Here is a 16,848-nt window from a genome sequence, read left to right as displayed (position 1 = left end):
GCCGCCGTCCGCCCGCCCACGGGCCAGGCGGCCAGATCCAACGAGCCGTTCACCGACCAATCACAACCGCAGCCCTGTCATGTCGGCCTCAGGAACAGGCACTCAGAGGCCGAAGTGCACGTACGGGGCCCAGACTCGGGGTTCGTGGCCGGCTTGCCGCAACCGGGTGACCGCACGGTGCAGCGCGCGGGCCGTGCCGGACGCCGACGGTGTCCCGGGGCCCGCGGTCAGGCGGTCGTACACGGCCTGTGCGACCTCGGACGCCGAGTCGTCGTCCAGTGTCCAGCCGGCGGACACCACATGCTCGTACCCCGAGATCAGCAGGGCGGCCGCGGGATGGACGGCCTCGCCCGGCAGCTCGCGGTGTCCCTGCGCTCCCCAGCAGACCGACAGATAGGCCAGGCCGCCTGGCCGGGCACGGGCCCGGGCGAGTTCGAGTACCGTCAACGTGCGGTCGTACAGGCGCAGTCCGCCCTGCGAGGCGTCGACCGGACGGTGCAGACCGTGGCAGACGAAGTGCACCCAGTCGTGCAGGGGCAGCCGCCGCAGTACCTCTCCGGCGGTCGCCGACGGACCCAGCAGGGGTGGCGAGGCGTGGCGCCCGAGCCGGGCCGCGACCGCGCGCACCTCGTCGTCGGCGTACGGGAGCGCCGGCTCGCCCGGGACGGCTACCGGCAGCAGCGCGGGCGACTCCGTGGCGGGCCGCCCGCGCCGGGCACGACGCAGCCGGAGCAGGGTCTCGACCGTCGGGGTGTACGACGAGACGACGCGGTCGGGCACCGAGCGGCCGGCGGTGGGTGTCCCCGCGGCGTGCAGGGGCAGGACCGCGAGCGGCCCGCACGGCGACCACCACAGCCGCGGCAGCGCTCCCCCGGCGGGCACCGGCATGTGCAGCGTGTCGAGCACGGGTCCCGCGAGCCGCTCCCACAGCCATGGCAGCAGGTCGTCGAGGCACTCGGAGAGGGCCTCATGACCTTCGGCGGACGAGGGCTGCAGGCGCACCAGGTTCCATGCCGTGACCAGCCTCCGCGCGTGTGCCTCGGTCTCGGCGGTTGTCAGGCCCGGCAGGTCGGTCGTCAGAGGGGCGGCACGCGCGTCGGTGAGCGCCAGGGCGAAACCCCCGTCCGGTCCCGCGGACACGACGACGACCGGCCCCTCGGCCGCCGCCCCGCGCAGATCGTCGTAGCGCGCGGGCATGAGGTACCGCGCGAAACCGGGGACCTCGCGCCTGATCTCGTCGACGAGTTCCTGTCGGCGACGGAAGACGCCGGTCCGTCGCGTGGCGGCGTCGCCGTGCAGGGCCCGGCCGGCGGTGGCCTGGAGTTCGCCGAGTGCCGCCGCCCGCTCGGGGTCCGCCGCCCGGAGCTCGGCCAGATCGTCCCGCAGACCGTCGTGGTGCGACCAGAGCACCGCGCGGCCCAGGTCCAGGAGTTCCACGGCGCGGCGGGAATCGCCGGTCTCGACTGCGATGCGGGCCGTGTCCTCGGGCAGTCGCCGCCATTCGGCGAGGGTCTTCTCCTGCTCCTTGCGGCCCCTGGAGGGAGAAGCGAGCAGGGGCAGCAGGTCGACCGCCTTCGACGCCGCGTTCACGGCGGCGGACGCGTCTCTCAGGCGCAGCAGTGCCGTCGCGGCACGGAAGGCCGCGAGGGCACGCCACTCGACGGGGGCGCGGACGTCGTCGGCGATGCCGAGCCAGCCCGCCGCGGCGGCGCTGAACTCCTCCTCCCGCCCACCGTCGTCGAAGGCCGCGGACCGTGCACGGTGCCAGCGCTCCAGACACAGGTTGCCCAGGGTGTAGGGGCGGCGGGGATCGTCCGCGGGCGTCTCGTCGTAGGCCCGCTGCCAGGCGTTCACCGCTGTGTCCAGCAGAGCCGGTTCAGGGGTGCGCCGGGCGAGGTCGCCGTGGACGGTGGCCAGCGTCGCCAGTGTCTGTGCCCGCCACCGGTCGTCGTCGGCGAGGGCGAGCGCCTTCTCGTGGCAGTCCAGGGCCGCGCGCAGATCCCGTACGACGCCCGGGTCCGTGTTCTGCCGGGTACCGGCCCGTGTGCGCAACGCGTCGCCGAGGTGGGCGAGCCGACGCGGCAGGTCGCAGTGACCGGGGTCGGTGTCCGCCACCGCCTGCCCCAGCACCTGAACCGCCTCGGCCGCCGAGCGCTCCGCCGCGGCTCCGTCGGCGGCCTGGGCACGGGCCAGCAGGGCGACGCCCAGGGCGGCCAGGGCGTCCGCGAGCTTGTCCCGCCGTGTCCGGGTGACTTCCCGGAGCAGGTCGACGGCCTCGTCGAGGTCCTCCAGCGAAGCGGTGAAGTCGCCCCGGGCGCGCAGGGCGTCGCCGAGCGTGGCGGTGGCCAGCAGCCGGTCGGGGGCCGCCGGGTCGGCGGGCGCGAGACCGCGTGCGGTTCTCAGTGCCGCGACGGCGGCATCGAGGTCACGTGTGTCGCCGTACCGTTCGAAGCGGATGCGCAGCAGCCGCCCCTTGAGAGCGGTCGCCGCCGCGTGGCGAGGGGGGAGGGGCTGGGCGAGCGCCTCGTCGAGGTCCGCCGGATCCTCACCGCCCTGTGCGGGGGACAGCAGGTCGTGGCGCGCGTTGAGGAGCACCGCCAGGGCGAGCCCGCAGCGGGCGTCCGCCTCGTCGTCGGCCCCTGGGGCTCGCAGCCGTCGAAGCGACTCGATCGCCAGGTCCAGCCGCCCGCGGTCCGCGGTGGCGGCGCAGCTGTCGAGGTGAACCGTGACCGCGAGAAGGCGTAGTGGGGCGTACCGGGCCTCGAGGACGCCGGGCAGACCGACGATGAGGCCGGCGGCGTCCAGAACGTGGTCCCAGAGCGTCCGGTCGTCCGACGCCCGGGCGAGCCGCAACAACTCGTCGACGGCCAGAAACAGCCGTCGGGCGGGCGGATCCAGGTCGGAGGGGTCGTCGTGCATCACGTCTCCATGGCGCGGGCAGCGACCGGACGGACGCCGGCCAGTTCCGCCGTCTCCAGCACGGTCAAGCGGGTCGCGGCGCGGCGGTAGCGCTCGGCGAGGTCGGGTCGGGCCGTTGTGAGGAGGCCGAGTTGGGCACGGCCACGCTCCAAGGCTCGCGACAGGGACCGGGCGCGGCCGCGTTCCAGCTGCAGCGCGGCGGCGCGCGGGCCGCCCGTGGCGGCCAGGGCGTGCGCCGCGTGGGCCGGGACCTCAAGGAACTCCGCCAGCCAGACCTCCACCGCCTCCCGGCCCGACTGGGTGCGCATCAGCCGCTCGGCCGACTCGCTCGCGTGGCCGAACGCCTCCACCGCCTCGGTGTGGGCGCCCCTGGAGTGCGCCCACAGACCCCAGGCGCGGCCGGCGAGGAGTCCTACCTCGGGGCCCGCGAGGTCGGTGCCGGAACAGCTGCTGCGGTACGCGGCGGTCGCGGCCTCGGCGTCCCGCGCCCGTCCCGTGCGCTCGTGACGGGCCCGCAGCCCGTGGCCCAGGTTGCACCACCGGCCTGCCAGATCGGGCGATCCCTCGTCGGTGCCGGTGACCGCGGCGGTGAGCGCGCGGACCGCCTCGTCCAGTTCGGCCTCGTCGTGGGTGTGTTCGGCACGGGCGAGCAGCGCGGTGCCCAGGTTGCCGAGGACGGCCGTATGGCGTGGCGAGCCGGCCGGCAGGATGTCCAGGGCGCGGCGGTACGCCGTGACTGCCTCCGTCAACGGCCCGCGTGTGCCGAGGAGTTCGGCCTGCAGACGCAGCGCTCCGCCCAGGTTGTTGAGATCGACCGCCCGGTTGGGCGTTCCGGTGGTGAGCGTGACCGCGCGCCGCAGTGCCGCCACGGCCTGCCCGGCGTCGTTCCCGTCGTGCCGCCTGCGGGCCCGGACGCGCAGACTGGTACCGAGCTGCCCCCACAGGATGGCCTTGTCCTCGGCTTCGTACACGCGGCCTCGGACCGCGCGCCGCAGCAGGGCCACGGACGCGTCCAGGTCGGCGAGTTCGCCGGTGCGCTGGTACCGGGCGAGCAGCACGGCGCCGGATTCGCCCTCCCGCAGGGGGCGTTCGGGAGAGTTCTCGGGCGTCTCGCGCAGTGCGGCGGCGAACTTCTCGACGGCGAGGTCGAGATCCGCGAGGTGTCCGAGGGCGTCGTGGCGGTCCAGCAGCAGGACGGCGTGCAGAGCCAGCCGCGCGGGGCGTTCCGGGGAACCGCCTAACGTCGCCTCCAGCGCTTGTTCGACGCAGTGCAGCGCCCCGTCCAGGTCGTTCCGCTTCCCGGTGCGCTGGTACCGCTCGGACAGGGCGACGGCGAGATTGCCCAGCAGGCGTGCGGAGGACGAGGGCTGCGCGCCGGCTGCCGCGGCTGCCTCGGCGGCGTGCCGGAAGTGCCCGATCGCCGCCTCGAGTTCGGCCGGGTCGCCGAACGTGGTGTAACGGGAGTGGCGTGCCGTTCCCAGGTTGAGCCACAGCTCCATGGCCCCCGGCTCGCCGAAGGAGCCCGCCGGCGGCAGGGCACCGGCCAGCGGTTCGAGCAGGGCCAGCGCCCGGTCCAGCGCTCGGGTGTCGCCGTCGACGCGGTGGCGGTGCAGCAGCCCGCCCGCGAGGTTGACGGTGCTGTCCCTGCGCTCGGGGCTGCCCGGCGGCGTCCGCACGACCGCCTCCTCCAGCAGGGCGAGACCCCGCTCGGTGTCCCCGCCGCCGCCGTCGCGTTCGGCCCGGTCCAGCAGCGCGAGGCCCAGGTTGGTCAGTGTCGCCGCCCGGGTCGGCACCGCGACGGCACGAGCCAGCACCTCCTCGTAGCCGCTCACCGCCGCGTCGAGTGCGTCGGCTCCGCCCTCGTCGCGGTAGCGCGCGTGGGCTGTCCTCGCCTGCTCGGCCAGGCCGATCAGGGCGTCGTCGTCCTCGTCGGCCGTCAGCTCGCGCAGTGCCCGCTCCGGGCCGACCTCGCGATACCGCCTCAGTACGCCCCGGTAGTAGGCGTACCGCTCCGCCGTCTCGGGCAGGCCTGCCCGGTCCGCGGCCTCGACGAGCTCACCGATCAGGACGTCCGCCCGCTCGCCGAGCAGCGCCGGGTGCCGGGAGAGCAGCCGGTGGCCGTCCTCCCAGGAGGGCGCGGCGGCGTAGGCGTCCAGCAGCCGGTGACACCGGCGTTCCCACAGGTCCTGGCGGACGGCTGCCACGGTCCGCGCGGCCCACTCCGCCCCTCTTCGCACCGCGCGTCGCGCCCCTCGCCGTAGCATCGGCCGGTACCGTCCCGCCCCGCTTTCGAGTTCCTTCACCCGGTTCAGACTTCCCACACCGTCACGGGCCCATACGATGACAGACGTGGCGGAGTCGACAGAGGACGTTTTCCCCGAGGGCAGGCGCCAGGACCTGGACCTCGACGAACTGCGCGCGGCTCGCCAGGAGTTGGACGACGTCATCGACGAGATCCGCCGCCTCGACGGCTTCGGGGACTTCCTCGCCGAACCGTCCTTCGACGACATTTCGGCGGCGGCGGGGCAGCAGCCCCTGTGCTACCTCTCCCCCGCGCAGGGCGGGGGCCTGGCACTGATCGTCCGCGGGGACGAGGTGACCGCGGTGTGGCTGGAGGACCTCTCGGCGGAGGAGGTACGCCGTCGCGTCGGCGGCCTGGCCGTCTCGGGGGCCGAGTTCCGCGCGAACCCCGACGCCGGGTTCGCGGCCTGGGGCACGGACCTCGACGGCACCGCCCGGTGGCTGTGGGACGCGGCGATGGGCCCGCTGCTGCACGGAGAGCTGGCCGGTGCCGACCACGTCACCCTCATCCCCGCCGGGCTGCTCGGAATGCTGCCCCTGCATGCGGCCTGGACACCGGACGCCAGTACCCCGACCGGACGCCGGTGGGCCCTGGACCACACCACGATCAGCTACATCCCCAACGCGCGCGCCCTCACCGCCGCGCGCCGCATCGCACAGGAGCGCGGCCCCGACCGGCTGCTGGTCGTCGCCGACCCCGACCGGCCGGCCGGCGGCGGGCATACGTCCTTCACGGCGCTGGAGGCAGAGGCCGTGGCCGGCGTCTTTCCCGGCGCGCACCGGATGCTGCGCGGTCCGCGGGCCACGGTCCCCGCCGTCCTGCGGGAACTTCCGGCTGCCGGTGTGGTCCACTTCGCCTGCCACGGCTTCGCCGACATCGGCAGCCCTCTGGACAGCGGACTGTCGCTGGCGGACGGCGAAACGCTGCGGCTGCGCGACCTGATGGGGCTCGATCTACGGGTGCGGCTGGCGGTGCTGTCGTCGTGCGAGACCTCGGTGCCCGGGACGCGGCTGCCCGACGAGGTCGTCGCTCTGCCCACCGGCCTGCTCCAGGCCGGCGCCGCGGGAGTGGTCGCGTCCCAGTGGCCGGTGCCCGACTGGCCCACCACCTTGGTGATGACGCGCTTCTACGACTGCTGGAGGGCCGGCTCGCCACCGGCGGAGGCCCTGCGCCAGGCCCAGATCTGGGTGCGGGACACCTCCAACGAGGAGAAGACACGGTTCGTGGACACGGCGGCCGACGAGGGCCGGCTCTCGCCCACCTCCGCGGACGCGCTGCTCGACACCCTTCTGCTCACCGAGCCGGACGCGCGGGACGAGGCACACATCTCCCGCTGGGCGGCCTTCGCCCACTTCGGGATCTGAGCGGGCCGCCGACGGCCGGGAGGACGCATGGAGCCGGGACGCATGGAGCCGGGACGGATGGACGAGGACGACTGGCGCGTGCTGGCCCGGGAAGCCCGGCGGCGGCTGTACCGGCTGATCCCCGACGCGAGCGCCGCCCGGGACTGCGCCGCGGCCCTCGACCGGGCGCTCGACCTCGCGCCGGGCACCGCCAAGAACGCCCTGCGCCGGGCGCTGACCGCGCAGGCCGACCTGCGTGCCTGGGTGCGCGAGCAGATCGCCCGCAGACGTCCCGCCGACCACAGCGACTACCGCTCGGCCGAGCCGGGCCCGGTCCGGCGGCTGGAGGCCGTACTGCCCCAACAGGTGGTCCTGGTGGACCGGCGGTTCCCGCTGTACGTGCGGGTGCTGGCCACATCGCCGACGGGTCCCTCGGCGGCCCTGAAACCCTTCGACGTGCCGCCCGACGGAGCGACCGTGACCGTGAGCGTCTCGGCGCCCGGCCTGTTCTGCCAGGGAGACCTCGAACAGGAGTTGCGGGTGCCCGGGACCGGGGACTCCGAGCCTGCGCACTTCGGGTTCCGGGCCGTCGAGGCGGGGCTGCACCGGGTGCTCGTCCGCGCTCACCGGGGCGGCACCTTCCTCGGCGAGCTGACGGTCGAGGTGGCCGTCGAGACGTCCGCCGCCGGCCGGTCCGTGCCGGGCGGCGAGGCTGTCGTCACCGCGGACCTGCCCGTGATGCTCTGCGAACCCGGTGAGGTGACCCTGGAAGTCGCCCGGGAGGCGGACCACTACCGGTTCCGGCTGCTCGGCGACGACCTTCCCCGGCCGGAGCGCTCCGACCTGCCGAGCGCCGACCCGACGGAGGCCGTCGGTCTGCTCGTGAGCGAACTCGGCCTGATGGCGCGCGGAGAGCACCGCCTCGACAGCCCGGCGTTGGTCCAGGAACGGCTGAAGGACCTCGGCTCAGGACTGTGGGGCGTCATTCCCGCCACTGTGCGCACCGCCTTCTGGAACCAGTTGGACCGCATCACTTCCTTCACGGTGGCCAGCGAACTGGACACGGTGCCATGGGAGTTGCTCTACGCGGTGGACCAGAGCCACGAGGCCGGTTTCCTCGCCGGACGTATGGCGGTCGTCCGCAGGAGCGCGGGCCAGTCCAGGGCCCGTCTGATCGTCCCGACGAGCATCGCCTTCGTCCAGTCCCGAAAGATGCCGGAACATGCGGAACGGGAGATCGCCGCCGTACGCGGCCATCTCAGCGGTACCCAGGACCTGGGCGTCGTCGAGGACCTGGACGATCTGCGGCAGCTGCTGCTCCCGGAACCACCGGGCGTACTCCACTTCGCCTGCCACCACGCGTTCGACGCGAAGACCGGGCCCGCGGTGGAGCTCAACGGCGGGGAGTTCCGCCCCGACACCCTCAACCGGGCGGCGCTGAGCAGGGCCTGGCGCAACAGTCCCCTGGTGTTCTTCAACGGCTGTCGCACCGGCGGTGAGGTCCGCGGGCTGACGGGAACCGTGGGCTGGGCCGGACAGTTCCTCAAGGCGGGCGCCGGAGCGTTCGTCGGCTCCCTCTGGAACGTGCGTTCGACTTCGGCGGCGGACTTCGCCGACGCCTTCTACCGGGCGCTGGCCGAGGGGAGCCCGCTCGGCGAGGCATCGCGGCTCGCCCGCCGCGTGATCATGGATGAGGCCGGGGACCCGACCTGGCTCGCCTACACCGTGTACGGCAACCCGTCAGCCCGTGTCGCCGGCCGCTGAGGCGCGGTCACCGCCCCTCCCGGGCCATCTCCTGCCGGGCGAGGCGGCACTCGGGCGCCGGGTCCGCCGGTTCGGCGATCACCCGCCGTCCGCACTCCCGAGCGGTCGGGCAGCCGTACGCCACCGTCGAGGCGGCGTCCTCGCCCTCCGTGCGCACGACGTAGCCCCCGGCCAGTACGCGGTGGGCATCGACGGCCTCCCACAGCGCGGTCCACTCCCGCAGGGTGTCCCGCTGTTCCCGCGACGCCCGGTCGAGTTCGCGCCAGGCGGGGAGCAGGCCGCTCTCCTTCGCCCGCTGACGCAGCCGGTCCTTGCGCAGACACACGTCGGCCCACGACAGCGGGCCCCCGGGCGTTCGAGACTCCCCCATGCCGGCTCCCTCCGGTGCATACTGACTCACGTTCCGTTCCGTCCATGGTGCCTGACTTTCCGTCACGGACCGTCAGACGCGGGAGTGGCGTGCCGCAGACCACGACGTTCAGCTGTGCCGAGGCCGTGCGGTCCCACGAGGCCGAGGTGCTCGACGTACTGAAGCGGCTCGAACCGGCCGAGACGGGCATCGGGCAGTGGAGCGAGACGCCGACGCACATCGAGGCCAAGCGGTTGCTGCACGGCGGACGGGACGGCCCCCTGGTCCTGGAGGCGGAGGTCCGCTGGCGGACCGTGGTGTGGCGATGCGTCGTCAAGATCGGCCCCGCGGTGGAGATGCGGGACGAGTGGGAGGCGTACGAGGCCCATCTGAAGGCGCCGCGCAGCGCGTTGTGCGCCCCCGTCGAGGCAGCGACCCGCACCGTACTCGGCCGCGACAAGGCCGTGCGGGGACGGCGCGAGGCCGTCGTCTACGGTCATGTGAGCGACTACGCGGGAAGCCCCGACCGGTCCGTCGTCACCCTGGAGGAACGCGTCGCCCAGGTGTGGCAGAACGGTCCGAAGGCGGTCGCTCCGGTGCTGGGACTGCTCGCCGCGTACGGCGAGAAGGCGCGTGCCGCCTTCTACAGCCGCGCCGAGGTACGGGAAGTGGACACGAGCCTCGACTCCTTCGTACGGGACCTCGGTCCGATGTTCGACCTGTGTGTCGACGGATCTCCCCCGGACGCGGAGGTCGGCTACTGCCCCGAACGCACCCTGCTGAAGATCGTGCTCGCGCCGTCCGCCCCCGGGGGCCGCGTCTACCTGGGCCCCGGATCACCGGCGGCGGGCGGCCCGCGGACGCACGACCGCATCGAGTACCGCCTCGTCCGCTCCCCGGCCGACTCGACGTCCGAGGAGATCGAGCTCTACGGAACCGTGGACGACCGTTACCCCGCCAACCGGTGGGGCGCGATGTCCGAGCGCTGTCGCGACCTCCTGCTGGAGGGAGAGGAGGTCGCGGCGGGCGGCGAACGCACCCTGTCGCCCTTCGCGCGGCTGTACGCCATGCTGACGGACCAGCGGCCGGGGCGTACCGAGTCGCTGGTGCACGGCGACCCGAACCCGCGCAACCTGATCGTCGCGACGAGCGCCGACGGAGCCGAGCAGATCTATCTGATCGACTTCGCCCGGACCCGCACGGGCCGGCCCCCGCTCGCCGACTTCACCTGGCTGGAACTCGGCCTGCTCCGCGACGTCTTCGCCGACCGCCTCGGCTTCGGCGAGGTGCTCACCCTGCAACGGGCGCTGTTCCTGGCGGGCACGCTGACCGACGCCGCGAGCACCCCGCCGCGGGAGGCTGCCGCGGTGGCCGAGCAGGTCGCCCTCGACGCGCTGCGGGACTTCCCGGACCCGTTGCTCGCCGCGTTCCGGGTGCTGTGGGCGGTGCGGGCCCAGGCCGCGCTGAGCCTCCCGGAAGGCGCGGCAGGGGGCTGGCACCGGGAGTACGCCGCCCATCTCGCCATCACCGCCAACCAGACCTTCGGCTGGACCCTCACCTCTGTCGCCCCGGCCGCGATCGCCGCGACCGTGGCGGCCGCCGGGGTCTGCGCCGAGGCCTACGACGGGAAACGGCCCTACCAGCGATGGCCCACCGGCCTGTTGGCCGCCGCGGCCCGGGCCACCGCGCGGGGAGCCGTACCGGACGGCCCGCGGAGCGCGGCGGCGCTCGCCGCTCTGGTCGACGAGACGGATCGCCGTGGCCTGCGCGACCCCGGGCTCGAAGCGACGCTGCGGGACGTCGGCCGAAAGCTCGTGCGCACGGCCTTCCGGAAGTGGGGTGTGACGACGGTGGGCCTGGGCCGGTCCACCGGCTCCGGCCCGCGCCTCGTCATGCGGGCCACGGACGCCGACGGGCGGACGGAGGACGTCCAGCACCACCTGGACGCCGGGCGACTGATGCTGCTGCGGGGCGAGCCGCAGTCCGGCAAGACCGCTGTCGTCGAGCAGTGGTGCCTGCGGCAGGCCGAGGCGGCCGCCGCCGGCATCGACGGCGCGTCCACGCCGCCCGAGCTCCGCGTCCCTCTGGTCGTCTCCGCCGCCCGGCTGGCGGAACTGCTGTCGGAGCACGGCGGCGGGCGGTCACCGGCGCCGGTGTCCTTACCGGTCCTCGCCTGGACCGAGGCCGGGATGCCCACGGCGTGGTCGGACCACATCGACGCCCTGCGCACCCTCGGCGTGCTCCGTCTGGTCGTCGACGGCCTGGACACGCTCGATCCGGGCGCCGCGCGGCAGCGGGTCGTCTCGTGGCTCCTGGCCCACGCCGCCGCGCCGCGCGCCGGGATCCTGGTGTGCGAGCGCCCCCGCACCGTGGCCGCCCCTCCCGCCGAACCGGAGCTGGCGGACGTCTTCGACGTGCTCGTGCTGGCCCCGCCGGACGACGACCAGATCCGCCGTACTCTCCTCAGCCGGCTGCTGGTGGACGGACGGGTCCAGGATCCCGTGGACACGGCGGACAGACTGTTCGCGATGCTCTTCGGCCGGCAGTCCGAGGGACGGCTCTCCGCCGGGCTGCGCTCGCCCCGTCTCGTCGCCCTCGTCGCCGACCTGGCCGCGGAGACGGCCGCCACCGACGGGCGCACCGGTGAGAGCGGCCTCCGGCTGGGCATCGGAGAGGTGTTGTACCTCTACACCCGGCAAAAGCTGACCACCTACACCCTGCAGCGGTTGCCCCGCGCGTCCGACCACTACGACGCCGACGAGGCCCTGCTCGCCGAACTGGCCCGCGAACTCACCGACCGCCGTGCCACGGAGCTGCCCGAGGCCGAGCTGGCCGGGGGGACGCCCCTGCGGATCGGCAGCCTCACGGAGTCCGGACTGATCGAGCGGAAGTTCGACGGCCCGCGGTCCACGCTCACCTTCACCCATTCCACGATCCGCGAGTTCTTCGCGGCCCGGTGGCTCTACCTCACGTGGAGCGAGGATCCGGACGGCACCGCCGAGCGCGTCCGCCGCCCGGCCTGGCACGAACCGGCCAGGATCCTGCAGTCGTTCACGCTGGCGGACGAGGCCCCGGCCGAGGCGCTGGTGACGGCCGCGCTCGAGCACGACATCCTGCTGGCCGCGCGCCTCCTGGCCGCCGCTCCGACGCCGAACCCCGCGACCCTGGACGACTTCGTCGCGCGGGCCGACAGCCTGCTCCGCGGGCCGGACGCGGACCCCGCGGCCCACCGTGACGCGGTGTCGGCGCTCGGGCAGCTCGGCGGCGCCCGCGCGCGCACGCTCCTGCGTACCGTCGCGCAGGACCCCACGGTGGACCCTCGGGCACGGGCGGAGGCAATCCGGGGCCTGGCCTCGATCACACGACGCGACGGAACAGCGGACAACCCCGGCACGCTGCGCAGGGCCTGCGCAGCCATTCTGGGCGGCGCGCCCGACCAGGGCGGCACGCCCGACCAGGGCGGCACGCCCGACCAGGGCGGCACGCCCGACCAGGGCGGCACGCCCGACCAGGGCGGCACGCCCGACCAGGGCGGCACGCCCGAGCAGGGCGGCACGCCCGACATCGTAACGAGGGTCGCCGCCATTGACGCCGTGGCCCGTCGCGGAATCACCGCCCTCACGCCCCGCCTCGCCGAGCTGGTCGACCCGGCCCAGCCCTGGCCGGTGTCCTCGGCCGCCCGCCGGGCCCTGCGCACCCTCGACACCGACCCGACCGAGGCCCTGACCCTGCGATGGGTCACCGTCTGCGAGAACCGGCTGACCGCCAACGTCACGGAACTGGCCGCCGCCACGGTCCACGCCGAGCAGCTCCGACTGAGCGACGAGCGGTGCGAACTGCTCGGTGAACTCGCCGTCGCCGGGCGAGTGGAGCCGCTGCTGTGGCACCGGTTCGATTTCGCGGCCCACGACGAGGCGGGCCGGTTGCTCGAGAAGCTGACGGCCGATCGGATCCGGAACCCGTCGGCGCCCGGGCAGGAGGACCGCATGCCTTCCCTGCCGGCCGAGGCCTGGGACGTCCTGACCATGGCCGCACCCGCTCTCGACGACCTCGCCGGCCTCTTCGCCCGGAGCGACGACGACCTGGTCGCCGCCGCGGCCGTGCACCGGCTGCTGGCCCTCGCGCCCGAACGGGCGGCGCTCCTGCTCACCTCGGCGGCCGAGGAGGTGCCGCCGGGCCGGCTGACCGCTCTGGCCGTGGCCGTCGGCGAACTCGACGCCGACCTCGGCCAACCCGCCGCGCAGGTGCTCGACAAGGCCGAGCACCTGGTCGCCTCGCTGGTCGAGGGGCTCTCCGCGGAGACCGCCGGAGAACACGCCGAGGCCCTCGCGGGACTCGTGGGCGCGGTGTTCTCCGCCCGCCGTGCGCGCGGTGTCCGGCTGGCCCTGCGGACGGCACGCACGCTGGAGCAACGTGATCTGACGTTGCGTCACAACTGGCCGTGGATCATGGCGTTCGCCCGCGCCCGGGCCCTGCCGGACGACCTGGAGGCACTGCTGGACGCCGACACCGACGACGAGGACGCGGCCCTGGCGGTTTTCGGGCTGGCCGGGGGGTGCGCCTTCCTGCTCGACGCCTCCAGGGGGCCAGGGCATCGACTGGGCCGGACCGCCCGGGAGCGGCTGGCCGGGCTGTGGCCGGGCGCCGACGACGAGGACGGCGCGGAGCGGTTCGTGTCGGCCGCGGCCACGGCGGGCCTCGCCGAGGCCTTCCCCCACGCCTGTCTGCTCGCCGCCCGTCCCGGGTTCGGGACCACGCCCCGGCGCCGGGCGACCGGCCCGTACGGATGCGTGGAGCAGACCGCCCTGGCCGACATCCTGCCGGCGGTGGGCTGGCTCGCCCGGCTCGCTGCCGCCCAGGGCGACCCCGACGCCCTGTCCCGGGCCCGGGACCTGCTGACGGCCCTCCCCGCCGACGCCCCGCAGCCCGGCGTGGCCCTCGGGCGGCTCGCGGGGCTCGCGTACCTCGGGGAGTGGCGGACCGTGATCGACGACTACGTACAACCGGGACCTCGCGCGGCGGCGATCGCCACGCACGCCGTCAGGGACTGGCATCTCGACGGACCGGGCGGGACGGCGGAGGGGACGGCGGACGACGTCATGGCCGTGGCCGATCATCTGACGCACCGACTGGCCGGCGCAGACCTGCCGCCCGAAGTACGGGGCACGCTGCGCGAGTTGAAGCGCGCCTGCGAGCTGCGGGCCGACGCGCCCTCCCCAACCCGGTCGGCGGAAGGAGCCCGATGAGCGGGTCGGACGACGCAGCCCTCCCCGACGACATCGACACCCTCGTCTCCTGGGCGGACGCCGCCCAGGAGGAGTACGCCGGCACCGGTGATCCCGAAGCCGCGGAACGTGCCGTCCTGCTGTGGCGCCGGATCACAGCCGAGGCGGCTCACCCGGACACGGACTTCCTGACCGAGCTGGGCCATGCCCTGCTGGACCGCTTCGAGGCACTGGGCGACCCCGAGGACCTCACCGAGGCCCGGGCCGCCTACGAGGCCGCCCACCGCGCCGAACAACCCGAACAGCCCTTCACCCTCAACAACCTCGCCAACTGCATGCGCGTGCAGTACGAGTTGTCGGGCGCCGTGGACCTCCTCGACGACGCCGGCGCCACCCTGCTCAGGGCCCTGGAGCTCACGGACCCGGACGACACGGACCCGGACGACACGAACCTGAGGTGCACGCTTCGGGACAACCTGGGCCTGGTGCTGGCCGAACGGTACGACAGGGACGGGGACGCGCAGGACCTCGCCCGCGCTGTCGAGGCGCACCGGGAAGCCGTCGTGACGTCCCGGCCCGACGATCCGAACCGGCTGCTGTACCTGACGAACCTGGGCAGCGCCCTTCAGACGCACTACGACCTCGCGGGCGACCGGAGCGCCATGGACGAAGCCGTGAGCGTCTACCAGGAGGCCATCGACAGCACGGACCAGGACTCCCCCGATCTGCCGCTGCGCCTGGCCAATCTGTCCGGAGTGCTGCTCGCCCGTCACCGGCGCGGCGGCAAGGCCTCCGACCTGGACACGGCGGTGGCGCTCGCGCAGAGCGCGCTGGCCGCCGGCCCGCCCTCGTCGGCCGACCGGCAACGGCAGACGCACACGCTCGCGGAGGCCCTGCGGACGCGCTACGAGGACCGCGGGGACATCGACGATCTCACCCTGGCGATCACCCTGTACCGGGCGGTGTACATCACGGACCGCCCCGCCCTGCGTGCCTCCTGCGCGGTCGGGCTCGCAGGCGCGCTGCTCGCCCTGTACGAGCGGAACGGGGACGCGGCGGCCCTGGCGGAAGCCGAGGCCGTGTGCCGACACGCCCGGAGCACGAGCCCGTCCTTCGGCCGGGAACCCGCGGCGCCGGCCCTGCTGGGCCGGGCCGTCCTGGAGGCGTACCGGCGAACCGGGGACGGGCCGGCCCTGGACGAGGCGGTGCGGTTCCTCGACCGGGCGTGGACCATGACACCGCTCAGGGCCCCGGCCCGCAGCGGCCGGGCCGGCGACCTGGCGGTGGCCCTGCTCGACCGCTGGGACGGGCGGGGCGCCCCCGAGGACCTGGTGCGCGCGACCGGACTCCTGTCGGAGGAGAGCCCGGGGTCACCCTCCGGGGACGACGTTCCGCAGCCGCTCGTCGGGGGGCTGAACGCCGCGGCGGCGGGGCTGCGTTTCGCCGCCCCCGGCCCGCGGCTCGACGAACTGGTCGCGCGCCTGCGGGCCCTGCTCGAGCGGACCGCACCGGCGGCGCCCGTGGTGACCCGCCTCCTGGACCACCTCGCCGTGGCGCTCCGTCTACGGCACTCCGGCTCGGGTGACGCGGAGGACCTGGAAGCGGCCGTCGCCCTGCACCGGCAGGCGCTGGCCCGCACGGAGCGCGGCGGACCGCAGATGCCCGGGCTGCTGCGGGAGTTGGCAAACGATCTGCTGGACCGCTTCACGGTCCGGGGCCATGTGGTGGACCTGGAGGAGAGTCTCGCGTGCCTGAACGAGGCGGTTGCCCTGACCCCGCCGACCGCACCCGCACGGCACGGGCTGCTCAACGACCTGGGCAACGCCCTGCGCACCCACTACGAGCACTTCACGGAGCCCGACACCCTGGCCCGGGCCCTGGCGGCCTTCCGCGAGGCGGCCGACAGCGCGCTGCCCGCCGCCCCGGACCAGCCGGTGTACCTGGACAACCTCGCCAGTGCGCTGGTCGACCACTACCTCCGGACGTCCGACGCCGCCGCGCTCGACGAAGCGCTCCAGGCGTACGACAGAGCCCTCGCGCTGCTGCCCGCCGATTCCCCCGAAGTGCCGAGGACGGCCGCCAACCGGGCGGGCTGTCTGTGGCACCTGTGGCGGGAGAGGGAGGATGCCCGCCTCCTGGAGGCGGCGGTCGACGCCCTCACGGACGTACTCGGCCGCCTTCCCGGCACAGCCGTGTCCCGTCCGCTGTACCTCAACAACCTGGCGTGCTTCCTGCGCGACCGGCACCGGCTGTCCGGTGACCCCGGTGACGCGGACGAGGCCACGGCACTGTTCCGGGACGCGTGCCGGAGCGGTGCCGCGACCGAGGTGCTGTGGAGCGTCCAAGCGGCGCTGAACTGGGCCGGATGGGCACAGAGCCGGGGAGAGCACCGGGAGGCGGCCGAGGCCTGCACGCGGGGTCTGGCCGTTCTGCGGCAGGTCTTCCGGCGCCAGGCGACCCGCGCGCACAAGGAGAGCTGGCTCAGGTCCGCGGAAGTCCTGTCGGCCGGGGCGGCCCGGGCCCACGCTGCCCTCGGTGACGCCCGCGCGGCGGTCGTGGCCCTGGAGACCGGGCGGGCGATGCTGCTCAGCGAGGCACTCGAACGGAACCACTCGGTCCTGAACCGGCTGGAGCGAGTGGGTCTCGGCGGGCAGGCCGAACGGTACCGGGCCGCGGTGGGCCGGCTGACGGCCGCGGTGGCCGACGCGGCTTCGCCCGACCCCGTCGGCAGACCGTCCGCGGTCGGCCTTCGGGCACCGGAGGACACGGCCCGCTGATCACGCCGTACGGATGCTCCGTGTCCGATTCGTAGGCGCCCTGCGCGGCGCGGGGGGGGCGCGCCGAGGCTCCGCAACGCTCCTTCGCGCGCCCCGCGCACCCGGGAACCGACGGCACCCCCTTGCCGGTCCCCCGGGGCCCGCCTGTACTTGGACCGGGGTGGGGAAC

Annotated in this window: 7 protein-coding genes; 4 read left to right on the top strand and 3 right to left on the bottom strand. The window is 74.7% G+C overall.

Features of this window, described 5'->3' with window-relative positions:
• Window positions 1-102 precede the first annotated feature (102 nt).
• Window positions 103-2,919, bottom strand: coding sequence for a CHAT domain-containing protein (locus ACLZN2_RS27650; protein ID WP_416981882.1), 2,817 nt, complete (start codon window positions 2,917-2,919; stop codon window positions 103-105).
• A complete protein-coding gene (locus tag ACLZN2_RS27645; protein WP_416981880.1) occupies window positions 2,919-5,156 on the bottom strand; it encodes a hypothetical protein in 2,238 nt (745 codons plus the stop codon). Before ACLZN2_RS27645 ends, ACLZN2_RS27650 begins: the two co-directional genes overlap by 1 nt.
• Window positions 5,157-5,268: 112 nt before the next feature.
• On the opposite strand from ACLZN2_RS27645, the gene ACLZN2_RS27640 reads away from it, so the two are divergent.
• Entirely contained in the window at window positions 5,269-6,585 is a 1,317-nt protein-coding gene (locus tag ACLZN2_RS27640) for a CHAT domain-containing protein (RefSeq protein ID WP_416981878.1), read from the top strand.
• 27 nt (window positions 6,586-6,612) lie between these two features.
• The gene (locus ACLZN2_RS27635) at window positions 6,613-8,328 is read left to right on the top strand and encodes a CHAT domain-containing protein (RefSeq protein ID WP_416981877.1); all 1,716 of its coding nucleotides are present in this window, start codon (window positions 6,613-6,615) and stop codon (window positions 8,326-8,328) included.
• Between the two features lie 7 nt (window positions 8,329-8,335).
• Here the strand turns inward: ACLZN2_RS27635 and ACLZN2_RS27630 are convergent, their stop codons facing one another.
• Entirely contained in the window at window positions 8,336-8,698 is a 363-nt protein-coding gene (locus ACLZN2_RS27630; protein ID WP_416981876.1) for a hypothetical protein, read from the bottom strand.
• 89 nt (window positions 8,699-8,787) lie between these two features.
• On the opposite strand from ACLZN2_RS27630, the gene ACLZN2_RS27625 reads away from it, so the two are divergent.
• Window positions 8,788-13,923, top strand: coding sequence for a hypothetical protein (locus tag ACLZN2_RS27625; protein WP_416981874.1), 5,136 nt, complete (start codon window positions 8,788-8,790; stop codon window positions 13,921-13,923).
• Window positions 13,920-16,679, top strand: coding sequence for a hypothetical protein (locus tag ACLZN2_RS27620; RefSeq protein ID WP_416981873.1), 2,760 nt, complete (start codon window positions 13,920-13,922; stop codon window positions 16,677-16,679). Before ACLZN2_RS27625 ends, ACLZN2_RS27620 begins: the two co-directional genes overlap by 4 nt.
• Window positions 16,680-16,848 lie beyond the last annotated feature (169 nt).

It is taken from the genome of Streptomyces sp. T028, assembly GCF_048159505.1.
Classification (GTDB): Bacteria; Actinomycetota; Actinomycetes; order Streptomycetales; family Streptomycetaceae; genus Streptomyces.
The sequence above is the reverse complement of the archived record's forward strand: the minus strand, read 5'-3'. Positions and strand labels throughout refer to the sequence as shown.